General features: G+C 73.9%; 10 protein-coding genes. 7 read left to right on the plus strand and 3 right to left on the minus strand.

Translation table 11 applies throughout. The annotated features are described in order from the left end of the window. Window positions 1-37: 37 nt before the first annotated feature. The gene (locus O7625_RS22980) at window positions 38-1,051 is read left to right on the plus strand and encodes a LacI family DNA-binding transcriptional regulator (RefSeq protein ID WP_282341426.1); all 1,014 of its coding nucleotides are present in this window, start codon (window positions 38-40) and stop codon (window positions 1,049-1,051) included. Window positions 1,052-1,191: 140 nt separating this feature from the next. On the opposite strand, the gene O7625_RS22985 is transcribed toward O7625_RS22980, so the two are convergent. Further along, the gene (locus O7625_RS22985; protein ID WP_282341428.1) at window positions 1,192-2,937 is read right to left on the minus strand and encodes a trehalase family glycosidase; all 1,746 of its coding nucleotides are present in this window, start codon (window positions 2,935-2,937) and stop codon (window positions 1,192-1,194) included. A gap of 499 nt (window positions 2,938-3,436) precedes the next feature. Between O7625_RS22985 and O7625_RS22990 the strand changes: the two genes are divergently transcribed. Then, on the plus strand, window positions 3,437-5,269 hold the full coding sequence (locus tag O7625_RS22990) for an RICIN domain-containing protein (protein WP_282341430.1): 1,833 nt from the start codon (window positions 3,437-3,439) through the stop codon (window positions 5,267-5,269). 186 nt (window positions 5,270-5,455) lie between these two features. After that, the gene (locus tag O7625_RS22995) at window positions 5,456-7,060 is read left to right on the plus strand and encodes an arabinofuranosidase catalytic domain-containing protein (protein WP_282341432.1); all 1,605 of its coding nucleotides are present in this window, start codon (window positions 5,456-5,458) and stop codon (window positions 7,058-7,060) included. Window positions 7,061-7,200: 140 nt separating this feature from the next. On the opposite strand, the gene O7625_RS23000 is transcribed toward O7625_RS22995, so the two are convergent. Next, window positions 7,201-9,417 (minus strand): ATP-dependent RecD-like DNA helicase, encoded by a 2,217-nt coding sequence (locus O7625_RS23000; protein ID WP_282341433.1) that lies wholly within the window; start codon window positions 9,415-9,417, stop codon window positions 7,201-7,203. 111 nt (window positions 9,418-9,528) lie between these two features. Continuing rightward, window positions 9,529-12,894 carry a M12 family metallo-peptidase gene (locus O7625_RS23005; RefSeq protein ID WP_282341435.1) on the minus strand — a complete coding sequence of 1,122 codons (3,366 nt, stop codon included), beginning with the start codon at window positions 12,892-12,894 and terminating at the stop codon, window positions 9,529-9,531. A 414-nt stretch (window positions 12,895-13,308) separates the two neighbouring features. Between O7625_RS23005 and O7625_RS23010 the strand changes: the two genes are divergently transcribed. From O7625_RS23010 to O7625_RS23025, 4 genes are read left to right on the plus strand one after another with little or no spacing between them, the layout of a single operon-like run. Beyond that, complete coding sequence (locus tag O7625_RS23010; RefSeq protein WP_282341437.1) at window positions 13,309-14,202, plus strand: ABC transporter ATP-binding protein; 894 nt, start codon at window positions 13,309-13,311, stop codon at window positions 14,200-14,202. A gap of 1 nt (window position 14,203) precedes the next feature. After that, the gene (locus O7625_RS23015; RefSeq protein ID WP_282341439.1) at window positions 14,204-14,935 is read left to right on the plus strand and encodes an ABC transporter permease; all 732 of its coding nucleotides are present in this window, start codon (window positions 14,204-14,206) and stop codon (window positions 14,933-14,935) included. A gap of 21 nt (window positions 14,936-14,956) precedes the next feature. Next, window positions 14,957-16,114: a sensor histidine kinase gene (locus O7625_RS23020; RefSeq protein ID WP_282341441.1), complete on the plus strand. Its 1,158-nt coding sequence runs from the start codon at window positions 14,957-14,959 to the stop codon at window positions 16,112-16,114. Next, window positions 16,111-16,716, plus strand: coding sequence for a response regulator transcription factor (locus O7625_RS23025; protein WP_282341443.1), 606 nt, complete (start codon window positions 16,111-16,113; stop codon window positions 16,714-16,716). Before O7625_RS23020 ends, O7625_RS23025 begins: the two co-directional genes overlap by 4 nt. Window positions 16,717-16,723: the final 7 nt, after the last annotated feature.

Genomic DNA, 16,723 nt, shown 5'->3' on the forward strand with positions numbered 1-16,723 from the left:
ATTCCGCATCCGTGTCGGGAATTCGGTTGAGGGCGGCATGAACATCGGGGAGATCGCCCGGCGGGCCGGGGTGTCCCGCAGCACCGTGTCCTATGTGTTGAGCGGGAAGCGCGCCGTCTCCGAGACCACCCGGCTGCGGATCCAGACGGTCATCGACGAGCTGGGCTACCGGCCCAACGCCAGCGCCCGCGCGTTGAAGGAGGGCCGCACCCGCACCCTCGGCCTGGTGATCCCCCCGGCCAGCCAGCGCCTGACCGACATGCAGCTGGGCTTCGTCGCCAGCGTCGTCGAGGCGGCGGCGCGGCACGATCTGGACGTGCTGCTGTCCCCGTCCGGCGGCGACCACGACCGGTCGTTCGAGCGCATCGTCACCGGGCGGCGGGTCGACGGCGTGGTCGTGATGGAGATCCGGCTGACCGACGACCGGGTGAGCCGGCTGGCCGCGGCGGGGCTGCCGTTCGTGACCATCGGCCGGACGGCGGAGCCGCACGGGACGAGCTGGATCGACATCGACTACGCGGCGCTGATCTCCCGCTGCGTGCACCACCTGGCCGACCTGGGCCACCGGCAGGTGGCTCTGGTGAACCGGTCCGCCGAGCTGGTCGCCGCCGGTTACGGCCCCAGCCACCGCGCCCTGGCCGGCTTCCGGGCGGCGGTCGCCGAGCGGGGCCTGACCGGTGTCGACGTCTGCTGCGGTGACGACACGGCCTCGGGCGAGGCCTGCTTGGAGCGGCTGCTGAGCACGCATCCCGAGGTCACGGCGGTGGCCACCATCAACGAGGCGGCGCTGCCCGGCATACAGCGCGCGTTGAGCGGTGCCGGCCTGTCCGTACCGGGCGACTTCTCCGTCACCGGCGTGGCCGCCCAGCACTGGGCCGAGGACTTCCACCCGCCGCTGACCGCGGCCGATGTGCCGACGCGTCAGATGGGCGCCGAGGCCGTCGCCCTGCTGCTGGAGCTGATCGCCGCTCCGGCCGCCGCACCCCGGCACCGGCTGTACGCCCCGCCCATCTCGTTGCGCGCCAGCACCGGCCCGGTCCGGCCCCGCTGACCCGGCCCGACGGCCCGGCACCGGTCCGCCCGGCCCCGCCCGGGGGCGCGGCATTCATCCGCCCGGGCACGCCCGGCGGCGCGGCGCACGTGCGCCCGGCAACGCCCGGCTCCCCGGCGACGGTCCGCGCCCGGGCCCGCTCACCGCAGCACCGGACCCGTCCGCGCGCCCCGGCCGCCCACCGCCGACCCGGCACGTTCCTGCTGGGCGGCGGCGAGGATGAGATAGCTGCTGGCGGTCCAGGTGTACGCCCGGTCGCGCAGCCCCGTGCCGGTCTCGGCGTCGAAGTTCTCCGCGAAGCCGGACTTCTCGCACAGGGCCAGGAACCGTCGACTGACGTCGTCGGCGATCGTGGCGTACCCGGCCCGGCGCAGGCCGTCCTCCACCAGCACCGTGGCGGGCGCCCAGATCGGGCCACGCCAGTAGCCGTCGGCGAGGTAGTCGGCCGAATCCGTCGGTTCGGTGGCCAGCCCGTGCCGGGTCAGGTGGGTCTCGATGCCCCGGGCCAGGGCCGCGGTGACCGGGGCGGGCAGCTCGGTGCCGAGGGTGACCGGCATCAGGTCGAGCAGGCTGCGGCTGGCCCGTCGTCGCCCGGTGTGCGGGCTGCGGGCGGTGAAGCGTTCGCCGTCCCACAGCTCACGCAGCAGGGCGGCGCGCACCCGGTCGGCCTCCGCCGACCAGCCGGCGGCGGGCTCGCCCAGCTCGGTGGCGAGGTCGGCCAGGCAGCGTAGTTGGCCGACCAGGAACGCGGCGAGGTCGGCGGTCTCCAGCACCCGGCCGTCGTCGAAGGTGGTGGCGTTGTCCCAGCCGCTGTCGTTGCCGTGCTGGTAGTGGGGCAGGGCGTGACCGGGGGCGCGGCGCGCGTCCAGCCAGAACCGGGTCCACCGGCTCAGCCGGTGGTACGTCTCGACCAGCGCCGCCCGGTCCGGCGGCGTGGACAGCCGACGGCGCAGGTGGCCCAGCGCCCAGCCGTGGACGGGGGGCTTGACGTAGTTGTACAGGACCTCCGAGTGGGTGATCGAGTCCGGCAGCGCACCGGCGGGATCCTGGTGGTCGAAGGGGAGCTGGAACTGGTGCCAGGCGAGTTCGGGGTCGCCGGCCGCCAGGGCGATCGCGTTGAAGCAGTGATCCCAGCTCCACACCTTGTCCATCCAGTGCTTGGACATCAGCACGGCCGGTCGGGTGACGAAGCCCGCCGGGTCGACGGTGGCCGACCAGAGCACGTACGCGGCCAGTTCGGCGGCGGGGGTGTCCACGCCGCGCCACGGCGCGACCGCGTCGACGAACGCGGCGAACTCGGCCCGGCGCTCGCGGCACAGCTGGTCGAAGGGGACGCCCGGGGCGTACGGGCGGCGGGCGGTGGCGTACTCCTCGACCGCGATCTCCCACGGCTGGTCGGCGGGAAGGTCCAGCCACCGGTCGGCCGGGCCGAGCGCCTCCACTCCCCCGGCTGCCCGTAGCGCCCCGGACAGCACGGTGACCCGGTAGCGGCGGCCCGTCTCGTAGGAGGTGAACACCGCCGATCCGTCGACCGGGTCGCGGTAGAGGTAGGTGCCGCTGAACGGGGTGAGGGTGGGGGCGGCGGCGGCGACCCGCAGGCCCAGGCCCCGGCTGCGGATCCGCAGGGTGTCCGGCCCCTGGTAGGCGGCCTCGATCCGGGCGTCGGCACGGTGCCAGGTCAGCAGGGTGGGGGTGGCGACGACCGTGCTGCCGGGGTCGGGGGCGAGGCGGAGCACCGGGTGCAGTCCGGTCTGGTGGGACACCAGGTGCAGGTCCTCGGCGTACGTCTTCTCGGCTACCACCGGGGAGATGTTGAGCCAGGACCCGCGGTAGCTGAACGGGATGTCCTGGATGGGGAACTCCGGACCGGACGGTGCGACGATCATGGGTGGCGAGGCCCTTCTGTGGCGCGGGTGGTCGGTCCTGAGACGGCGCGGCGGCGACCCCGGTCGGGACGTGCCGCCGGGCCGGGACCGGCGGCGTGGTGGCGGGGGCGGTGGCCGGGAGGACCCGGGCCGACCACCGTCCCACCCGGCACCCGGGCGGGACGGTGGCCGCCCGCCCACGACGGCCCTCGCCCGGCGGTGGCGGTGGCTGCCGTGGTGGTCGGTGACCCGGTGGTGGATCCGATGACGGTCCGGGGCGGGGCGGCGTGATGAGCAGACGAATCGATTCGACAAACCGGTCGACACGACCATAGGTCCGTCCATGCGCGACCGTCAAGGGAGGCCCTTCGGAAGGGGGGCCAGCGGCGGAAACACCGACGTCACCGGAGTGTCATCTCATTGACATCCTTCAACCCCTGGCCCTACGATCCCTGCGAATCGATTCGCAAAGCGCAGCCCTCCGGAGAGCGTCCCCCGCACGCCACCTAAGGAGCCGCCCGTGAAAACCCCGTCCCGCAGCCGGCCCCGACGAGCCCGGACGGTCGTCACCCGACTCGCCGTCGGACTGCTCGCCGTCGCCGCGACCGCCGTCGCCGCCACCCCGGCCCAGGCCGCCGACGAGTCGATCACCGTCAACTTCGCCAGCTCCGCCGGCACGCCGACCTACCGCGCCTCCGGCTGGATCTACGGCATGACCGAGAACGCCAGCGGCCCGGCCGACCACTTCTACCGGGACGTCAAGTTCCAGTACATGCGGGCCGGCGGCGCGCAACTGCCCGGCAGCGGGTGGGTCGGCGGGAACTACGACCGTCGGTGGAACTCCACGCTCGCCCAGGCCCGCCGGACCGCCGCCCTGGGGGGCCAGTTCATCATTCTGCCGCACGACCTGTGGGGCGCGGACGGTGCGGGGATCTCCCGCTTCCCCGGCGACAACGGCAACTGGACCGACTACGACAACTTCCTGACCCGGCTCATCGGTGACGTCCGGGCCGCCGGGCTGACCGTGCAGTGGGACATCTGGAACGAGCCCAACATCACCATCTTCTGGAACCGGCCGATCTCCCAGTACCTCGAACTGTGGCGGCGCACCTACCAGCGGCTGCGGGCGGAGTTCCCCAACCAGCTCATCGTCGGGCCGAGCTGCGCCTGCGTGCCGTCGACCAACCACGCCTTCTGGAACCAGTACCTGGACTTCGTCCGCTCCACCAACACCGTGCCGGACATCGTCAGCTGGCACGCGCTGCCCGGCGACCCGGTCGCCAACGTCGCCGCCGCCAACGCCACCCTCGACCCGCGCGGCATCCCCCACCCCCGGCCGTACCAGATCAACGAGTACGGCGCGTCCAACGAGCAGAACCCGGCCGACGGCGCCTGGTACGTCGCCCGCCTGGAACGGGCCAGGGCCGACGGCCTGCGGGCGAACTGGGCCAGCGCCGGCAACCTGCACAACGACCTGGGCAACCTGCTGGTGCGCAACGCGGCCGGTCAGCACCAGCCCAAGGGCGAGTGGTGGGTCTACCGCTACTACGCCTCGCAGGCCGGGCAGATCGCCACGGTGACCGCCAGCCAGTCGTACGACGCGTTCGCCACCCATGCCGGCGGCGTGGCGAAGGTCCTGGTCGGCGGCGGCCGGACCACCGGGAACCTGACCGTCAACCTGCAACGGCTGGACGCCACCAGCGGCATCGTGCAGAACAACCAGGTGCGGGTGCTCACCCAGCGCATCCCGTACAACAACGGGGGCGCGGTGCAGGGGCCGGTCACCGTGTCGAACACCGTGCTCACCGTGGCCAACAACGCCGTCTCGGTGACCCTGCCGTACGGCAACCAGAACGACACCTACACGGTCACCCTGCTGCCGCCCTCGGACACCGGCTTCACCTCGGTCGCGGTGGCCCAGCACTCCCAGCAGTGCCTGGACAACACCGGCCTGGGCACCGCCGACGGCAACCCCCAGCAGCAGTTCCCCTGCGAGGGCGGGGACCAGCAGCTCTGGGGCTTCCGCCCGGTCGCCGGGGTGGCCGACACCTACACCGTGGTCAACCAGCAGAGCGGCAAGTGCCTGGAGGTCAGCGGGACGTCCACCGTGGACGGTGCGGCCGTGCAGCAGGGGACCTGCCAGAACGCCCCGAGCCAGCAGTTCATCCTGCGCCGGGTGACCTACGGGGGCAACGACCCGCACGATTACCAGCTCGTCGCCCGGCACAGCGGCAAGTGTGTGGACGTCAACGGGGTCTCCACCGCCGCCCAGGCGCGGATCCTGCAGTGGACCTGCAAACCGGTCGGCCAGAGCAGCCCGTTGAACCAGACCTGGCGGCTCTGGGGCCGGTAGTGCCCACCCGGGGGGATCGGGTGCCGGCTGGCCGGTGCCCGACCCTGGCCGGGGTACCGGAAGCCAGCCCGAGGCATTGATTGATTTCGTTTTCTCCGTGATCCTGAGAGGGTCCGAACCGATTCGCCACCACCACCCGTAGGCGGATCCACCCCGTGCGCCGCCGACGAACCGAGGAGCCGCTCCGTGCGAACCCCGTCCCCGACCGGACCTGGACAGGTCCGTGATCCCCGCCCGCGACCCCGCCGGCTGCACCGGCTGACCATGCTGGTCGGCGCGCTGGCCGGCGTCCTCGTCGTCGCCGGTGCCACCCCCGGCATCACCGCGCCGGTCGCCGGGGCCGCCGCCGCACCGGCGCTGGCCGCCATCGAGCCGGGGCAGAGCACCCGGATCGTCGGCACCGCCTCCGGCCGCTGCCTCGAGGTCCCCAACGCCAGCACCACCAACGGCACCCAGACGCAGCTGTGGGACTGCCAGGGCGGCTCCGGCCAGACCTGGACCTGGACGGCCAGCCGGCAGCTCACCGTCTACGGCACCAAGTGCCTGGACGCCTCCGGCCGGGGCACCACCGCCGGCACGGCCGCGATCATCTGGGACTGCAACGGCCAGACCAACCAGCAGTGGAACGTCAACGCCAACGGCACCATCGTCGGCGTGCAATCCGGGCTGTGCCTCGACGCCAACGGCAACGGCACCGCGAACGGCACCAAGATCCTGCTGTGGAACTGCAACGGCCAGACCAACCAGCAGTGGACCTCGCCGACGACCACGCCCCCGCCGACCACGCCCCCGACCCCCACCCCGACCACCACGCCCCCGCCCGCCGGCTCCCTGCCGTGCGACATCTACGCCGCCGGGGGCACCCCGTGCGTGGCCGCGCACAGCACCACCCGGGCGCTCTACGCGGCGTACACCGGAAACCTCTACCAGGTGCGCCGGTCCTCGGACAACACGACCCGCAACATCGGGCTGACCGGCACCGGCGGCACCGCCAACGCCGCCACCCAGGACTCGTTCTGCACCGGCACCACCTGCGTGGTGACCGTCGTGTTCGACCAGTCGGGGCGGGGCAACGACCTGTGGTACCAGGGCTCCAGCGTGGTGCCCGGGTCGCCGCAGAGCCGGCCGGCGGTCGCGACCTCGGAGTCGCTGACGGTGGGCGGCGCGAAGGCGTACTCGCTCTACATCAATCCGGGCAACAGCTACTGGCGGGACGGTCACCTGACCGGCATCCCGACCGGGGCGGCCCCCGAGGGCATGTACATGGTCACCAGCGGCACCCACGTCAACAACGGCTGCTGCTTCGACTACGGCAACAGCGAGACCACCCGCAAGGCCGACGCCGCCGGGGCGATGGACGCGATCAACTTCAGCACCCAGTGCTGGTTCGGCGGCTGCTCCGGCTCCGGCCCCTGGGTGCAGGCCGACCTGGAGTGGGGGCTGTTCCCCGGCGGCAGCAGCTCGTGGAACCCCAACCAGCGGGCGTTCCCGCACAAGTTCGTCACCGCCACCCTGAAGAACAACGGCACCTCCCGCTTCGCCATCAAGGGCAGCAACGCCCAGTCCGGCAGCCTCTACACCCTCTACGACGGGTCGCTGCCGCCCGGGTACAGCCCGATGAAGAAGCAGGGCGCGATCATCCTGGGCAGCGGCGGGGACTGCTGCAAGCCCGACGGCGGCGCGAACCTCAGCGCCGGCACCTTCTACGAGGGGGCGATGGTCGCCGGCTACCCGTCGGACGCGACCGAGAACGCGGTCCAGGCGAACATCACCGCCGCCGGCTACCGCTGACCCCGGCGCCGGCCGCCTGACCGGCCCGGCGCGCCGGTCACCGTCCTCGGGCGGTGACCGGCGCGCCGGCCGGCGAGGCGCGGACCACCGCGGGGTGTCCCGCTCCCCGGCCCGCCCCGCGACCGGCGAAGCCCCACCCGCTATCCGGCCGCCCCGCCGAGGCGGTGGTCCAGGGCGGTGTGCCGGCGGCCGGCGCCGACGGTACGCACGGCGGCGGCCAGCGCGCGGCGGGAGCCGACGATCACCACGAGTTGCCGGGCCCGGGTGACGGCGGTGTAGAGCAGGTTGCGTTGCAGCATCATCCAGGCGCTGGTGGTCAGCGGGATGACCACGGCCGGGTACTCCGAGCCCTGTGAGCGGTGGATGGTCATCGCGTAGGCGTGGGCGAGTTCGTCGAGTTCGTCGAACTCGTAGTCGAGGTTCTCGTCCTCGTCGGTGCGTACGGTGAGGGTCTGCTCCTCGGGGCTGAGCGCGGTGACGATGCCGAGGGTGCCGTTGAAGACGCCGGCCTGGCCCTTGTCGTAGTTGTTGCGGATCTGGGTGACCTTGTCGCCGATCCGGAACACCCGGCCGCCCATCCGCCGCTCGGGTTGGCCCTCGCGGTGCGGGGTGAGGCGCTGTTGCAGCAGGGTGTTGAGGGCGGCGGCACCGGCCGGCCCCCGGTGCATCGGGGCGAGGACCTGCACGTCGCGGCGCGGGTCGAGGCCGAACCGGGCGGGGATCCGGGTGCAGGCGACGTCGACGGTCAGCGCGGCGGTGGCCTCGGTGTCGTCGCAGGCGAACAGGAAGAAGTCCGGCAGGCCGTCGAGGACGGGCGGCCGGCCGGCGTTGATCCGGTGGGCGTTGGTGATCACCCCGGACTGGGCGGCCTGGCGGAACACCCGGGTCAGCCGCACCCGGGGGATGGCGGGTGCGGTGAGCAGGTCGCGGAGCACCTCCCCGGCGCCGACGCTGGGCAGCTGGTCGACGTCACCGACCAGGAGCAGGTGTGCTCCTGGCGGCACCGCCTTGACGAGCTTGTTGGCCAGGATCAGGTCGAGCATGCTTGCCTCGTCGACGACCAGCAGGTCGACGTCGAGCGGATTGTCCCGGTCGTGGGCGGCCTCCCCGCCGGGGCGCAGCTGCAGCAGCCGGTGCACGGTGGCGGCGGGATGCCCGGTCAGCTCGGACAGCCGTTTCGCGGCCCGCCCGGTCGGGGCGACCAGGGTGACCCGGGCCTTCTTCGCGGCGGCGAGTTCGACGATGGAGCGGACGGTGAAGCTCTTGCCGCAGCCGGGACCGCCGGTCAGCACCGCCACCCTGGAGGTCAGCGCGAGCCGGACGGCGTGCTCCTGCTCGGGGGCCAGGTCGTTGCCGGTGCGCGCCCGCAGCCAGGCCAGTGCCCGGGGCCAGTCGACGTCGGTGAAGTGGGGCAACCGGTCGGCCCGGTCGTGCAGCAGCCGTAGCAGGGCGCTCGCCAGGGACTGCTCGGCGCGGTGGAACGGCACCAGGTACACCGCCGGCACCGGCTCGCCGTCGTCGCCGGGCAGCAGCTCCCGCACCACGCCCTCCTCGGCGATCAGGTCGTCCAGGCAGCGGGTGACGAGGTCCCCGGGGACGTCGAGGATCTTCGTGGCGTCGGCGACGAGGGCGGGGGCGGGCAGGTAGCAGTGGCCCGAGTCGGTGGCCTCGGACAGGGTGTACCGCAGGCCGGCCATCACCCGCTGCGGGCTGTCGTGCGGGATGCCCACCGCCTGGGCGATGGTGTCGGCGGTCTTGAACCCGATCCCCCACACGTCGGCGGCCAGCCGGTACGGCTCCTTCGTCACCACCTCGATCGACGCGTCGGCGTACTGCTTGAAGATCCGCACCGCCAATGAGGTCGACACCCCGACGCCCTGGAGGAAGACCATCACCTCCTTGATCGCCTTCTGCTCCTCCCACGCCGCAGTGATCTTGGCGGTGCGCTTCGGTCCCAGGCCGGCCACCTCCACCAGGCGGGCCGGCTCCTCCTCGATGATCCGCAGGGTGTCCAGGCCGAAGTGCGCCACGATCCGCTCGGCGAACACCGGCCCGATGCCCTTGACCAGGCCGGAACCCAGGTAGCGCTGGATGCCCTGGATGGTCGCCGGCAGCACGGTGGTGTAGGAGTCGACCTCGAACTGCCGGCCGTACTTCGGGTGGGACGACCAGCGGCCGGACAGCCGCAGGCTCTCACCGGGCTGTGCGCCCAGCAGCGCGCCGACCACCGTCAGCAGGTCGGAGCCCCGGTCGGTGGCGACCCGGGCGACGGTGTAACCGGTCTCCTCGTTGACGTAGGTCAGCCGTTCGAGGACCGCGTCCAGGGTGGCGAGCGGCGGGCGGGCGGGGGCGGTCACCCCCTCATCGTGCCGGGTGCCCGACGCGCCCCGTCCACCGCCCGGACGCAGACCGGCGTCCTCCCCCGCCGGGTGGGCGGGAGAGGACGCCGGGTGTCGCGGTGCGCCTGGTCAGCCGATGGTGAGGTTGCCACCGGAGGCGGTCAGGGTGCTCTCCCGGGTCGACGCGCCGGTCCAGTCGGAGGAGAAGAGCAGCCGGTCACCGTCCCAGACGGTGATGCCGATCCCGTCGCGCCGGCCCGGCTCGCCCCGGTCGGTGGCGGTCACCCGCATGGTCAGCCCGGTGGCCACCGGGACCGGGGCCTGCGCGGTGGAGATGTCGTACAGGGTGACCTGGTAACGCAGGTCGGCGACCGGTTCCCCGGCCCCGACGGCGACGCCGAACGACTCCAGCGCCGTGCTCTGGAACTTGTACCGCTTGCCTGCCGACTTGTAGCCGACCTTCGCGCTGCCGACCAGCTTCTTGCCGTTGTTGATCCGGCCGTCCAGGGTCACCTCGATGCGCCGGTCGTCGTCGAGCGGGTAACCACCGGCGGTGGCCCCGCCCCTGAGGTAGCCCGAGCCGGCGACCGTCCGGCCGTACCCGCCGGCCACCGTGACGATGGCCGTCGTGCTGCCGGTGTACGCCCCCGACAGCGTGGCGGTGACCGGATGCGCGCCGTGCGGCAGCACGGCGCGGCAACTGGCCGAGCCGTCGTCCGCCGCCGCGCCGAACGGCGTCGCGACCGCCGTGCAGAGGGTCTCGTCGCCCTCGGTGAAGGTCACCGTGGCGTTGCGGACGTCACCGCCGCCACCGAGGACGGTGGCCCGCAGCAGCACGCCGGTGACGTCGGCGTCGTCCACCGGGGCGGCCAGGGCGTCACCGGTGTAGGTGACGGTGGCCGCCCGGACCCGGGTGACGGTGAGGTCGGCGTCGCTGAGGTCGAAGAAGACGTTGCCGACCGCCTCGATCTTCAGCCGGCCCCGGGCGGTGTCCACGTTCGGCAGCGTCACCGTCGCCGCACCGGTGTTCGGGGTGCGCTCGGCCAGCACGTGCGGGAAGGTGGCCCCGCCGTCGACGGAGAGCGAGATCCGCACCTCGCTCACGTTGATCGGGGCAGCGTCCGTGCCGGCCACGTCCCAGGTGACCGGCACGGTGCCGCCACCCAGGTACGCCGTCGACGTCGCCGGCGAGGTGACCAGGAACGGCCCGGCCGTCGGGGCGACCGTCAGCGCCACGTCGGCGCTGCCGATCCCGCCGCCACCGGGGTGGCCGTCCCGGCCGGTGAGCCGGAAGTGCAGGGTCCGGTCGTTGGCGACGCCGACCCAGTCGGCGGTGGGCAGGAACTCCGAGTAGCAGTCCACGGTCGCCGCCGGCACGTTGCTCGCCCCACCGGTGGCCGGCGGAGCCGGCGCGGCCGGGCAGGCCCCGGTGGCCGCGTTGGTGTTGTTCGCCGCGATCTGGGCCAGGTTGGGGAAGTGCCGGGTCGGGTCGGTGGTGACCGCGTTCTGCCCCGGCGAGTGGTACTCCAGCGCGTCGGTCGGGCTGACCACGGCCGCCTCGCCGAACTGCCGGAACAGCGGGCCGTTGGTCTTGGTGTTGCTGACCAGCGCGGTGCCGGCGCTGCCGCCCCGGTCGTTCTGCTCCCACAGGTAGCGCACGGTGTCGCCGTCGGCGTCGGTCGCGCCACCGGTCAACGCGAACGGGGTCCGCGCCGGAATGGTGTACGCCGGGGCCGGCACGGTGACCACGGGGGCCCGGTTGCCGGTCTGCGCGGTCTGGAATCCGTTGTTGCCGGCCGGGCCGCCCTGGGCGGTCTCGCCGACGAAGCCGGAGGTGCCCACGGTGTCGGTCAGCCCGAGCGCCGGCACGTCGACCCCGACCACCGGACCACCGTTGAAGGTGACCTGGAAGCCGGTGTCGTTGGGGGCGCCGAGCCCGCCGAAGGCGGTCACGCTGACGGTGGCCCCGGCCGGCCAGCCGGTGATCGACTCGACGGCCGCCCGGATCCCGGCCGCGGTGTAGTTACCGCCGCGCACGACCGGCGCCGAGGACTGCCCCGCGTAGCTGAGCGTGAACGAGTCGCCGTCGGTGTCGAACCCGGACAGCGAGACGGTCTGCACCTCGTTGAGCGCCGGACGGGTGCCGGCGACGAACGTGCTGATCTCGGTGTAGCTGCGCTGCGACCAGTACGGGTCGCTGTGCGGCTGGAGGTTGTCCTGCTGGCAGATGCCCGCGTACGCCATGATCGACGATCCGCTGCCCGGCTCGTACGAGTTGGCGGCGCTGCGGTTGCTGCCGGAGCAGTTGTACTGGGTGCCGTTGAAGGTGTGGTTGCCGGCGAACTGGTGCCCGATCTCGTGCGCCACGTAGTCGACGGCGTAGAAGTCACCGACCGGGGTGGGCAGGCCGGTGCAGCCGCGGGCCTTGCCGTCCAGACCGACCACGCCGAGCCCGGCCACCCCGCCACCGGGCAGGCCCAGACCGATGTGCCCCACGTCGTAGTTGCCCGCGCCGACGAGCTGGCCGAGCACGATCCGGTTGCGGTTGAGCAGCGAGCTGGTGCACGAGGAGATCTGCGCCGCCGTGTAGCAGGCCGCCGCGCCGCACGGCCCGTTCGGCTCGGTGGCCAGGGCGGCGGTGTTCAGGTTGGTCCGGTCGGTGTCGTTGACCAGCACCAACCGGATCGCCGTCTCGTCCTCGTAGATCTGGGTGACCCGGTTGACCAGTGTCACCTTCGCCGCGGTGACGTTCTCCGCGCCGAAGAAGGTGGCGTACGACGGGTCGGTGACCAGCGCCAGCCGGTAGGTGCGCAGGGTGACCGGCGCGCCCGCCGGCTCGTCCCCGGCCGCCTGCGGCGTCGACGCCCCGGCCGCCGCCGCGACGTCCTCCCGCTCGGTCTGGGCCGGATCGGTGTCGAGCAGGTCCCGGGCGAAGTAGCTGGCGTAGACGCTCTGGTCGGCGTGGTAGTAGGGGTCGAGGTACCAGTTGCCGTCAGCCGACCGGACCGAGGCGTGGAAGCCCAGCGGGGTCAGGTCGGCCCGGATGGTCGCGGTCGGGTCGTCCAGCCCCCGGCCGACGTACGTGCTGATCTCGGGATGCCGGGCGGCGAGCCCCGGCTCCATCACCGGCGAGTCGACCAGGGCGAACCGCTGGAACCGGCCGGTCGGGGTGGGCAGCGCGACGGTCAGCGCCGGTTGGCCGCGCCGGGCCGCGCCGGACCGTTCGGCCGGGGCGTCGGCCAGGGTGTCCGCCAGCACGGCCCGGTCCAGGGTGTACGCGGTGAACCGCTCGGCGCGGATGTCGGGCACCCGCCCGTCGCGGGCGTTCGTCGACGACTCGCCGGGCAGCTGCCGCCAGGGGCCGGGGTCGGCCGGCGCGGCGACCGCCGCCGTGCCACCGGTGAGCGGCAGCACGGTGGCGGCCAGCACGGTGGCGAGCAGTCCGGCCAGCCGGCGGCGGCCTGGACCAGCGGAGTCGGGGGGTGGAACCGTCATCGAGAGGGCCTCACTTCACCAGGTCGGGGAACGGGCCGGGTGGCGTGGCGGTCGTGGGCCACGCCGGGCTGTCCCGGGAAGCCCACGCTATGACGGGTCCGGTGTCGACAGACATCATCCGTAAAGTCGACGCGACGGCGGAGCCCGACGGTGTAGGCGGTCCACGGTGGAGCGCGGGCTCGCGGACGCTCACCATGATGGACGGCGACCGGCGACAGGTGGTGCCTGGGCCGGTGCCCGTCGAGCGTGGCCACCGGTGGGGGCCGCACCCATGGTGGGTGGAGACCGGCGGGCCGGCACCGGTCGAGCGTGGCGGCGCTGCGCCGAGCCGAGCGTCCGCCGGGACATTTGTCCCGGCCGGCCGGGTACCGCCGGCTCTGCCACCGTCGGCCCCGGCTGCCTAGCGTGACCGGCATGGATGACACCGCGGTACGCCTGACCGGGCTCACCCGGCGGTTCGGTCCCGTCCGGGCCGTCGACGGGATCGACCTGACCATCGCCCCGGGCAGCACGGTCGCCCTGCTCGGCCCCAACGGCGCGGGAAAGACGACCACTATCGCGCTCCTGCTCGGCCTCACCCCGCCCGACACGGGAACGGTGACCCTGTTCGGCCGGTCGCCGGTCGAGGCGGTCCGGGCCGGCCGGGTCGGGGCGATGCTCCAGGACGCCGGGTTCCCGGCCGGCGCCACGGTGCGGGACGTGATCGAACTCGCCCGTGCCCTGTATCCCCGTCCGCTGGACACCGCCCGGGTGCTCGCCCTGGCCGGGCTGACCGACCGGGCCGACCGTCGGCTGGACCGGCTCTCCGGCGGCGAGAGCCAGCGCGCCCGGTTCGCCTTCGCGATGGCCGGCGGCCCGGACCTGCTGGTCCTGGACGAACCCGGCGCGGCCCTGGACGTCGCCGCCCGGCAGGTCTTCTGGGCGGCGATCCGCCGGTACGCCGCCGACGGCCACACCGTCCTGTTCAGCACCCACCACCTGCACGAGGCCGACGAGTACGCCGACCGGGTGGTGGTGCTGGCCGGCGGGCGGGTGGTGGCCGACGCCCCGCCCGCGCGGCTACGGACGCTGGCCGGCGGCCGCACGGTGGCCTTCGACCTCGCCGACGGGCCGGTGACGGGCCTCGACCTGCTGCCCGGCGTCCGGTCGGTGCGGGTGGACGCCGGGCGGGTGACGCTCACCACCGACGACGCCGACGCGACAGTGCTGGCGCTGGCCACCGGCCGGGGATTCCGGGGTCTGTCGGTCACCGACGCCGGGCTGGAGGCGGCGTTCCTCGCCCTCACCGCCCCGGAAGGGGAACACTGAGATGCGCGCCTACCTCTCCTTCGAGCTGCGCCGGCTGGTCCGGGACCTGCGGCTGACCCTGTTCACCGTGCTCGGCCCGGTGGTCACGTACCTGATCTTCTCGGGTCTGCCGGCGACCGGCGACCGGCTGGAGGGCGTCACCGCCACCGTCGCGCTCATGGTCGGCCTGGCCGGCTACGGCGCGATGGCCGGGGTGCTCTCGGTCGGCTCCGCGGTGGCCCAGGAACGCGCCGTCCGCTGGCTGCACCACCTGCGGGTCACCCCGCTGCCACCCCGCCGGGTGGTCGCGGTGAAGGCACTGGTCAGCACCCTGAGCGCGGTGCCGGCGCTGGTCGCGGTGGGTGTCGCCGGGCGGTTCCAGCACCACGTCGAGCTGTCCGCCGGCCGGTGGGTCGCCCTGCTGGTGCTGATGTGGGCCGGCACGGTGCCGTTCGCGCTGCTCGGGCTCGCCATCGGGTACGGCCTCACCCCGCAGCTCGCCCAGCCGGCCAACTTCCTGGCCTTCCTCGGCCTGTCGGTGCTCGGCGGTCTGTTGGTGCCGGTGGCGTACTTCCCCAACGCGCTGCGGCACCTGGCGCACGCGCTGCCGACGTACCGGTTCGCCGAACTCGGTTGGCGGGCGGCCGGTGGTCTGGCACCCAGCCCGTCCGGACTGGCGGTGCTCGCGGGGTGGACGGTGGCCTTCGCGGCGCTCGCCGCGGCGGCGTACCGCCGGTCGACCGCGCGGCGCTGAGATCCGGCTACCGTGTCGACCATGCCCGGCGCCCCCAGCGCGGCCCCCGCCACCGGCCGCGGCCCCCACCGGCGCGGACTGCTGCTGGTGGCCTCGCATACGCTCTGGTTCTGGCTGCTGCTGCCACCGGCCAGCGCGGTCGCCCACGGGCAGGTACGCCCGACGGCGGTCGCGGCCACCGGGCTGGGCACCTTCGCCCTGCTCTACCTCGCCCTGGTGGCGGTCCCGGTGGCCGACCTGGCGGTGCCGCCGCTGCTGTCCCACCTCGGCCTGGTGGTGTTCGCGGCGCTCGGGGTCGGCCTCGCGGGCGCGTACGCCGGTGGCCCGGAGGGCTGGCTGATCCTGCTGGTGTACGTCGCGACGGCCGGGGCGGTCGGGCTGGTCCAGCCGATCCGGGGGTTCGCCTGGGTGGGGGGCAGTGCCGCCGCCGTCCTGGTGATCGGGGCGGTGCACCGGGTGCCGGCCGGCGACACCACCGGGTCGGCGCTGATCACGGTGCTCGCCGGCACCCTGACCCTGGCGTTCGCCCGGACGGCCCGGCTGGTGGAGGAGCTGCGCAGTACCCAGCAGGAGCTGGCCCGCAGGGCGGTCGAGCAGGAACGGCTCCGGTTCGCCCGGGACCTGCACGACCTGCTCGGTCACACGCTGTCCCTGGTGGTGGTGAAGGCGGAGGTGGTGCGGCGGCTCGCCCCGACCGATCCGGCACGGGCGGCCGCGGAGGCCGCCGACATCGAACGGATCGGCCGCACCGCGCTCACCGAGGTCCGCGAGGCGGTCACCGGTTACCGGGACCACAGCTTCGGTCGGGAACTGGACGGCGCCCGGACCGCCCTGGCCGGCGGGGGCGTCACCGTCACCGTGCGGCAGCCCGGTCGGCCGCTGCCGGTGGAGGCGGACGACGCGTTCGGCTGGGTGCTGCGCGAGGGGGTGACCAACGTACTGCGGCACAGCCGGGCGTCCCGGTGCGCGATCGAGGTGCACACCGACGCCGACGGGTCGGTGCTGACCATCGACGACGACGGCGTCGGTGGCCGGATCGCGCCGGGCAACGGCCTGCGGGGCCTCACCGAACGGTTGGCGCGGGCCGGCGGGGAGCTGGACGTCACCGCCGGGCGGGGCGGCGGCACGCGGCTCACCGCCCGGATCCCCACCGGCGCGAACGGGTCGGCACCCGAATGATCCGGCTGCTGCTCGCCGAGGACCAGGGCATGATGCGCGGCGCGTTGGCTCTGCTGCTCAGCCTCGAACCCGACCTGGAGGTGGTGGCCGAGGCCGGCACCGGCACCGCCGCGCTGGCGGCGGCCCTGCGGGTCCGCCCCGACGTGGCCCTGTTGGACATCGAGATGCCCGACGGCAGTGGGCTGGACACCGCGGCGGCGCTGCGGCACCGGCTCCCCTCCTGCCGGGTCCTGATCCTCACCACGTTCGGCCGGCCCGGCTACCTACGTCGGGCGATGGAGGCCGGGGCGCGGGGTTTCCTGGTCAAGGACGGGCCGGTTGAGGAGCTGGCGGTGGCGGTCCGCCGGGTGCTGGCCGGCGAGCGGGTGATCGACCCGGCACTGGCGGCGGCGGCGCTGGCCGCCGGCCCGAACCCGCTGACCGACCGGGAACGGGAGGTGCTCGTCGCCGCGGTGGACGGCGCCACGGTCGCCGACGTGGCGGCCCGGCTGCACCTGTCGGAGAGCACCGTCCGCAACTACCTGTCGGCGGCGATCGGCAAGACGGGTACCCGCAACCGGATCGAGGCGGCCCGGACCGCGCGCGCCAACGGCTGGCTCTGACCGACCG

This window comes from Micromonospora sp. WMMD714 (genome assembly GCF_029581315.1).
Taxonomy (GTDB): Bacteria; Actinomycetota; Actinomycetes; order Mycobacteriales; family Micromonosporaceae; genus Micromonospora; species Micromonospora rifamycinica.

Coding starts and splice junctions, on each gene's coding strand:
- O7625_RS22980 (WP_282341426.1), top strand. CDS start 38: ATGAACATCGGGGAGATCGCCCGGCGGGCCGGGGTGTCCCGCAGCACC.
- O7625_RS22985 (WP_282341428.1), bottom strand. CDS start 2,937: ATGATCGTCGCACCGTCCGGTCCGGAGTTCCCCATCCAGGACATCCCG.
- O7625_RS23005 (WP_282341435.1), bottom strand. CDS start 12,894: ATGACGGTTCCACCCCCCGACTCCGCTGGTCCAGGCCGCCGCCGGCTG.
- O7625_RS23010 (WP_282341437.1), top strand. CDS start 13,309: ATGGATGACACCGCGGTACGCCTGACCGGGCTCACCCGGCGGTTCGGT.
- O7625_RS23015 (WP_282341439.1), top strand. CDS start 14,204: ATGCGCGCCTACCTCTCCTTCGAGCTGCGCCGGCTGGTCCGGGACCTG.
- O7625_RS23020 (WP_282341441.1), top strand. CDS start 14,957: ATGCCCGGCGCCCCCAGCGCGGCCCCCGCCACCGGCCGCGGCCCCCAC.
- O7625_RS23025 (WP_282341443.1), top strand. CDS start 16,111: ATGATCCGGCTGCTGCTCGCCGAGGACCAGGGCATGATGCGCGGCGCG.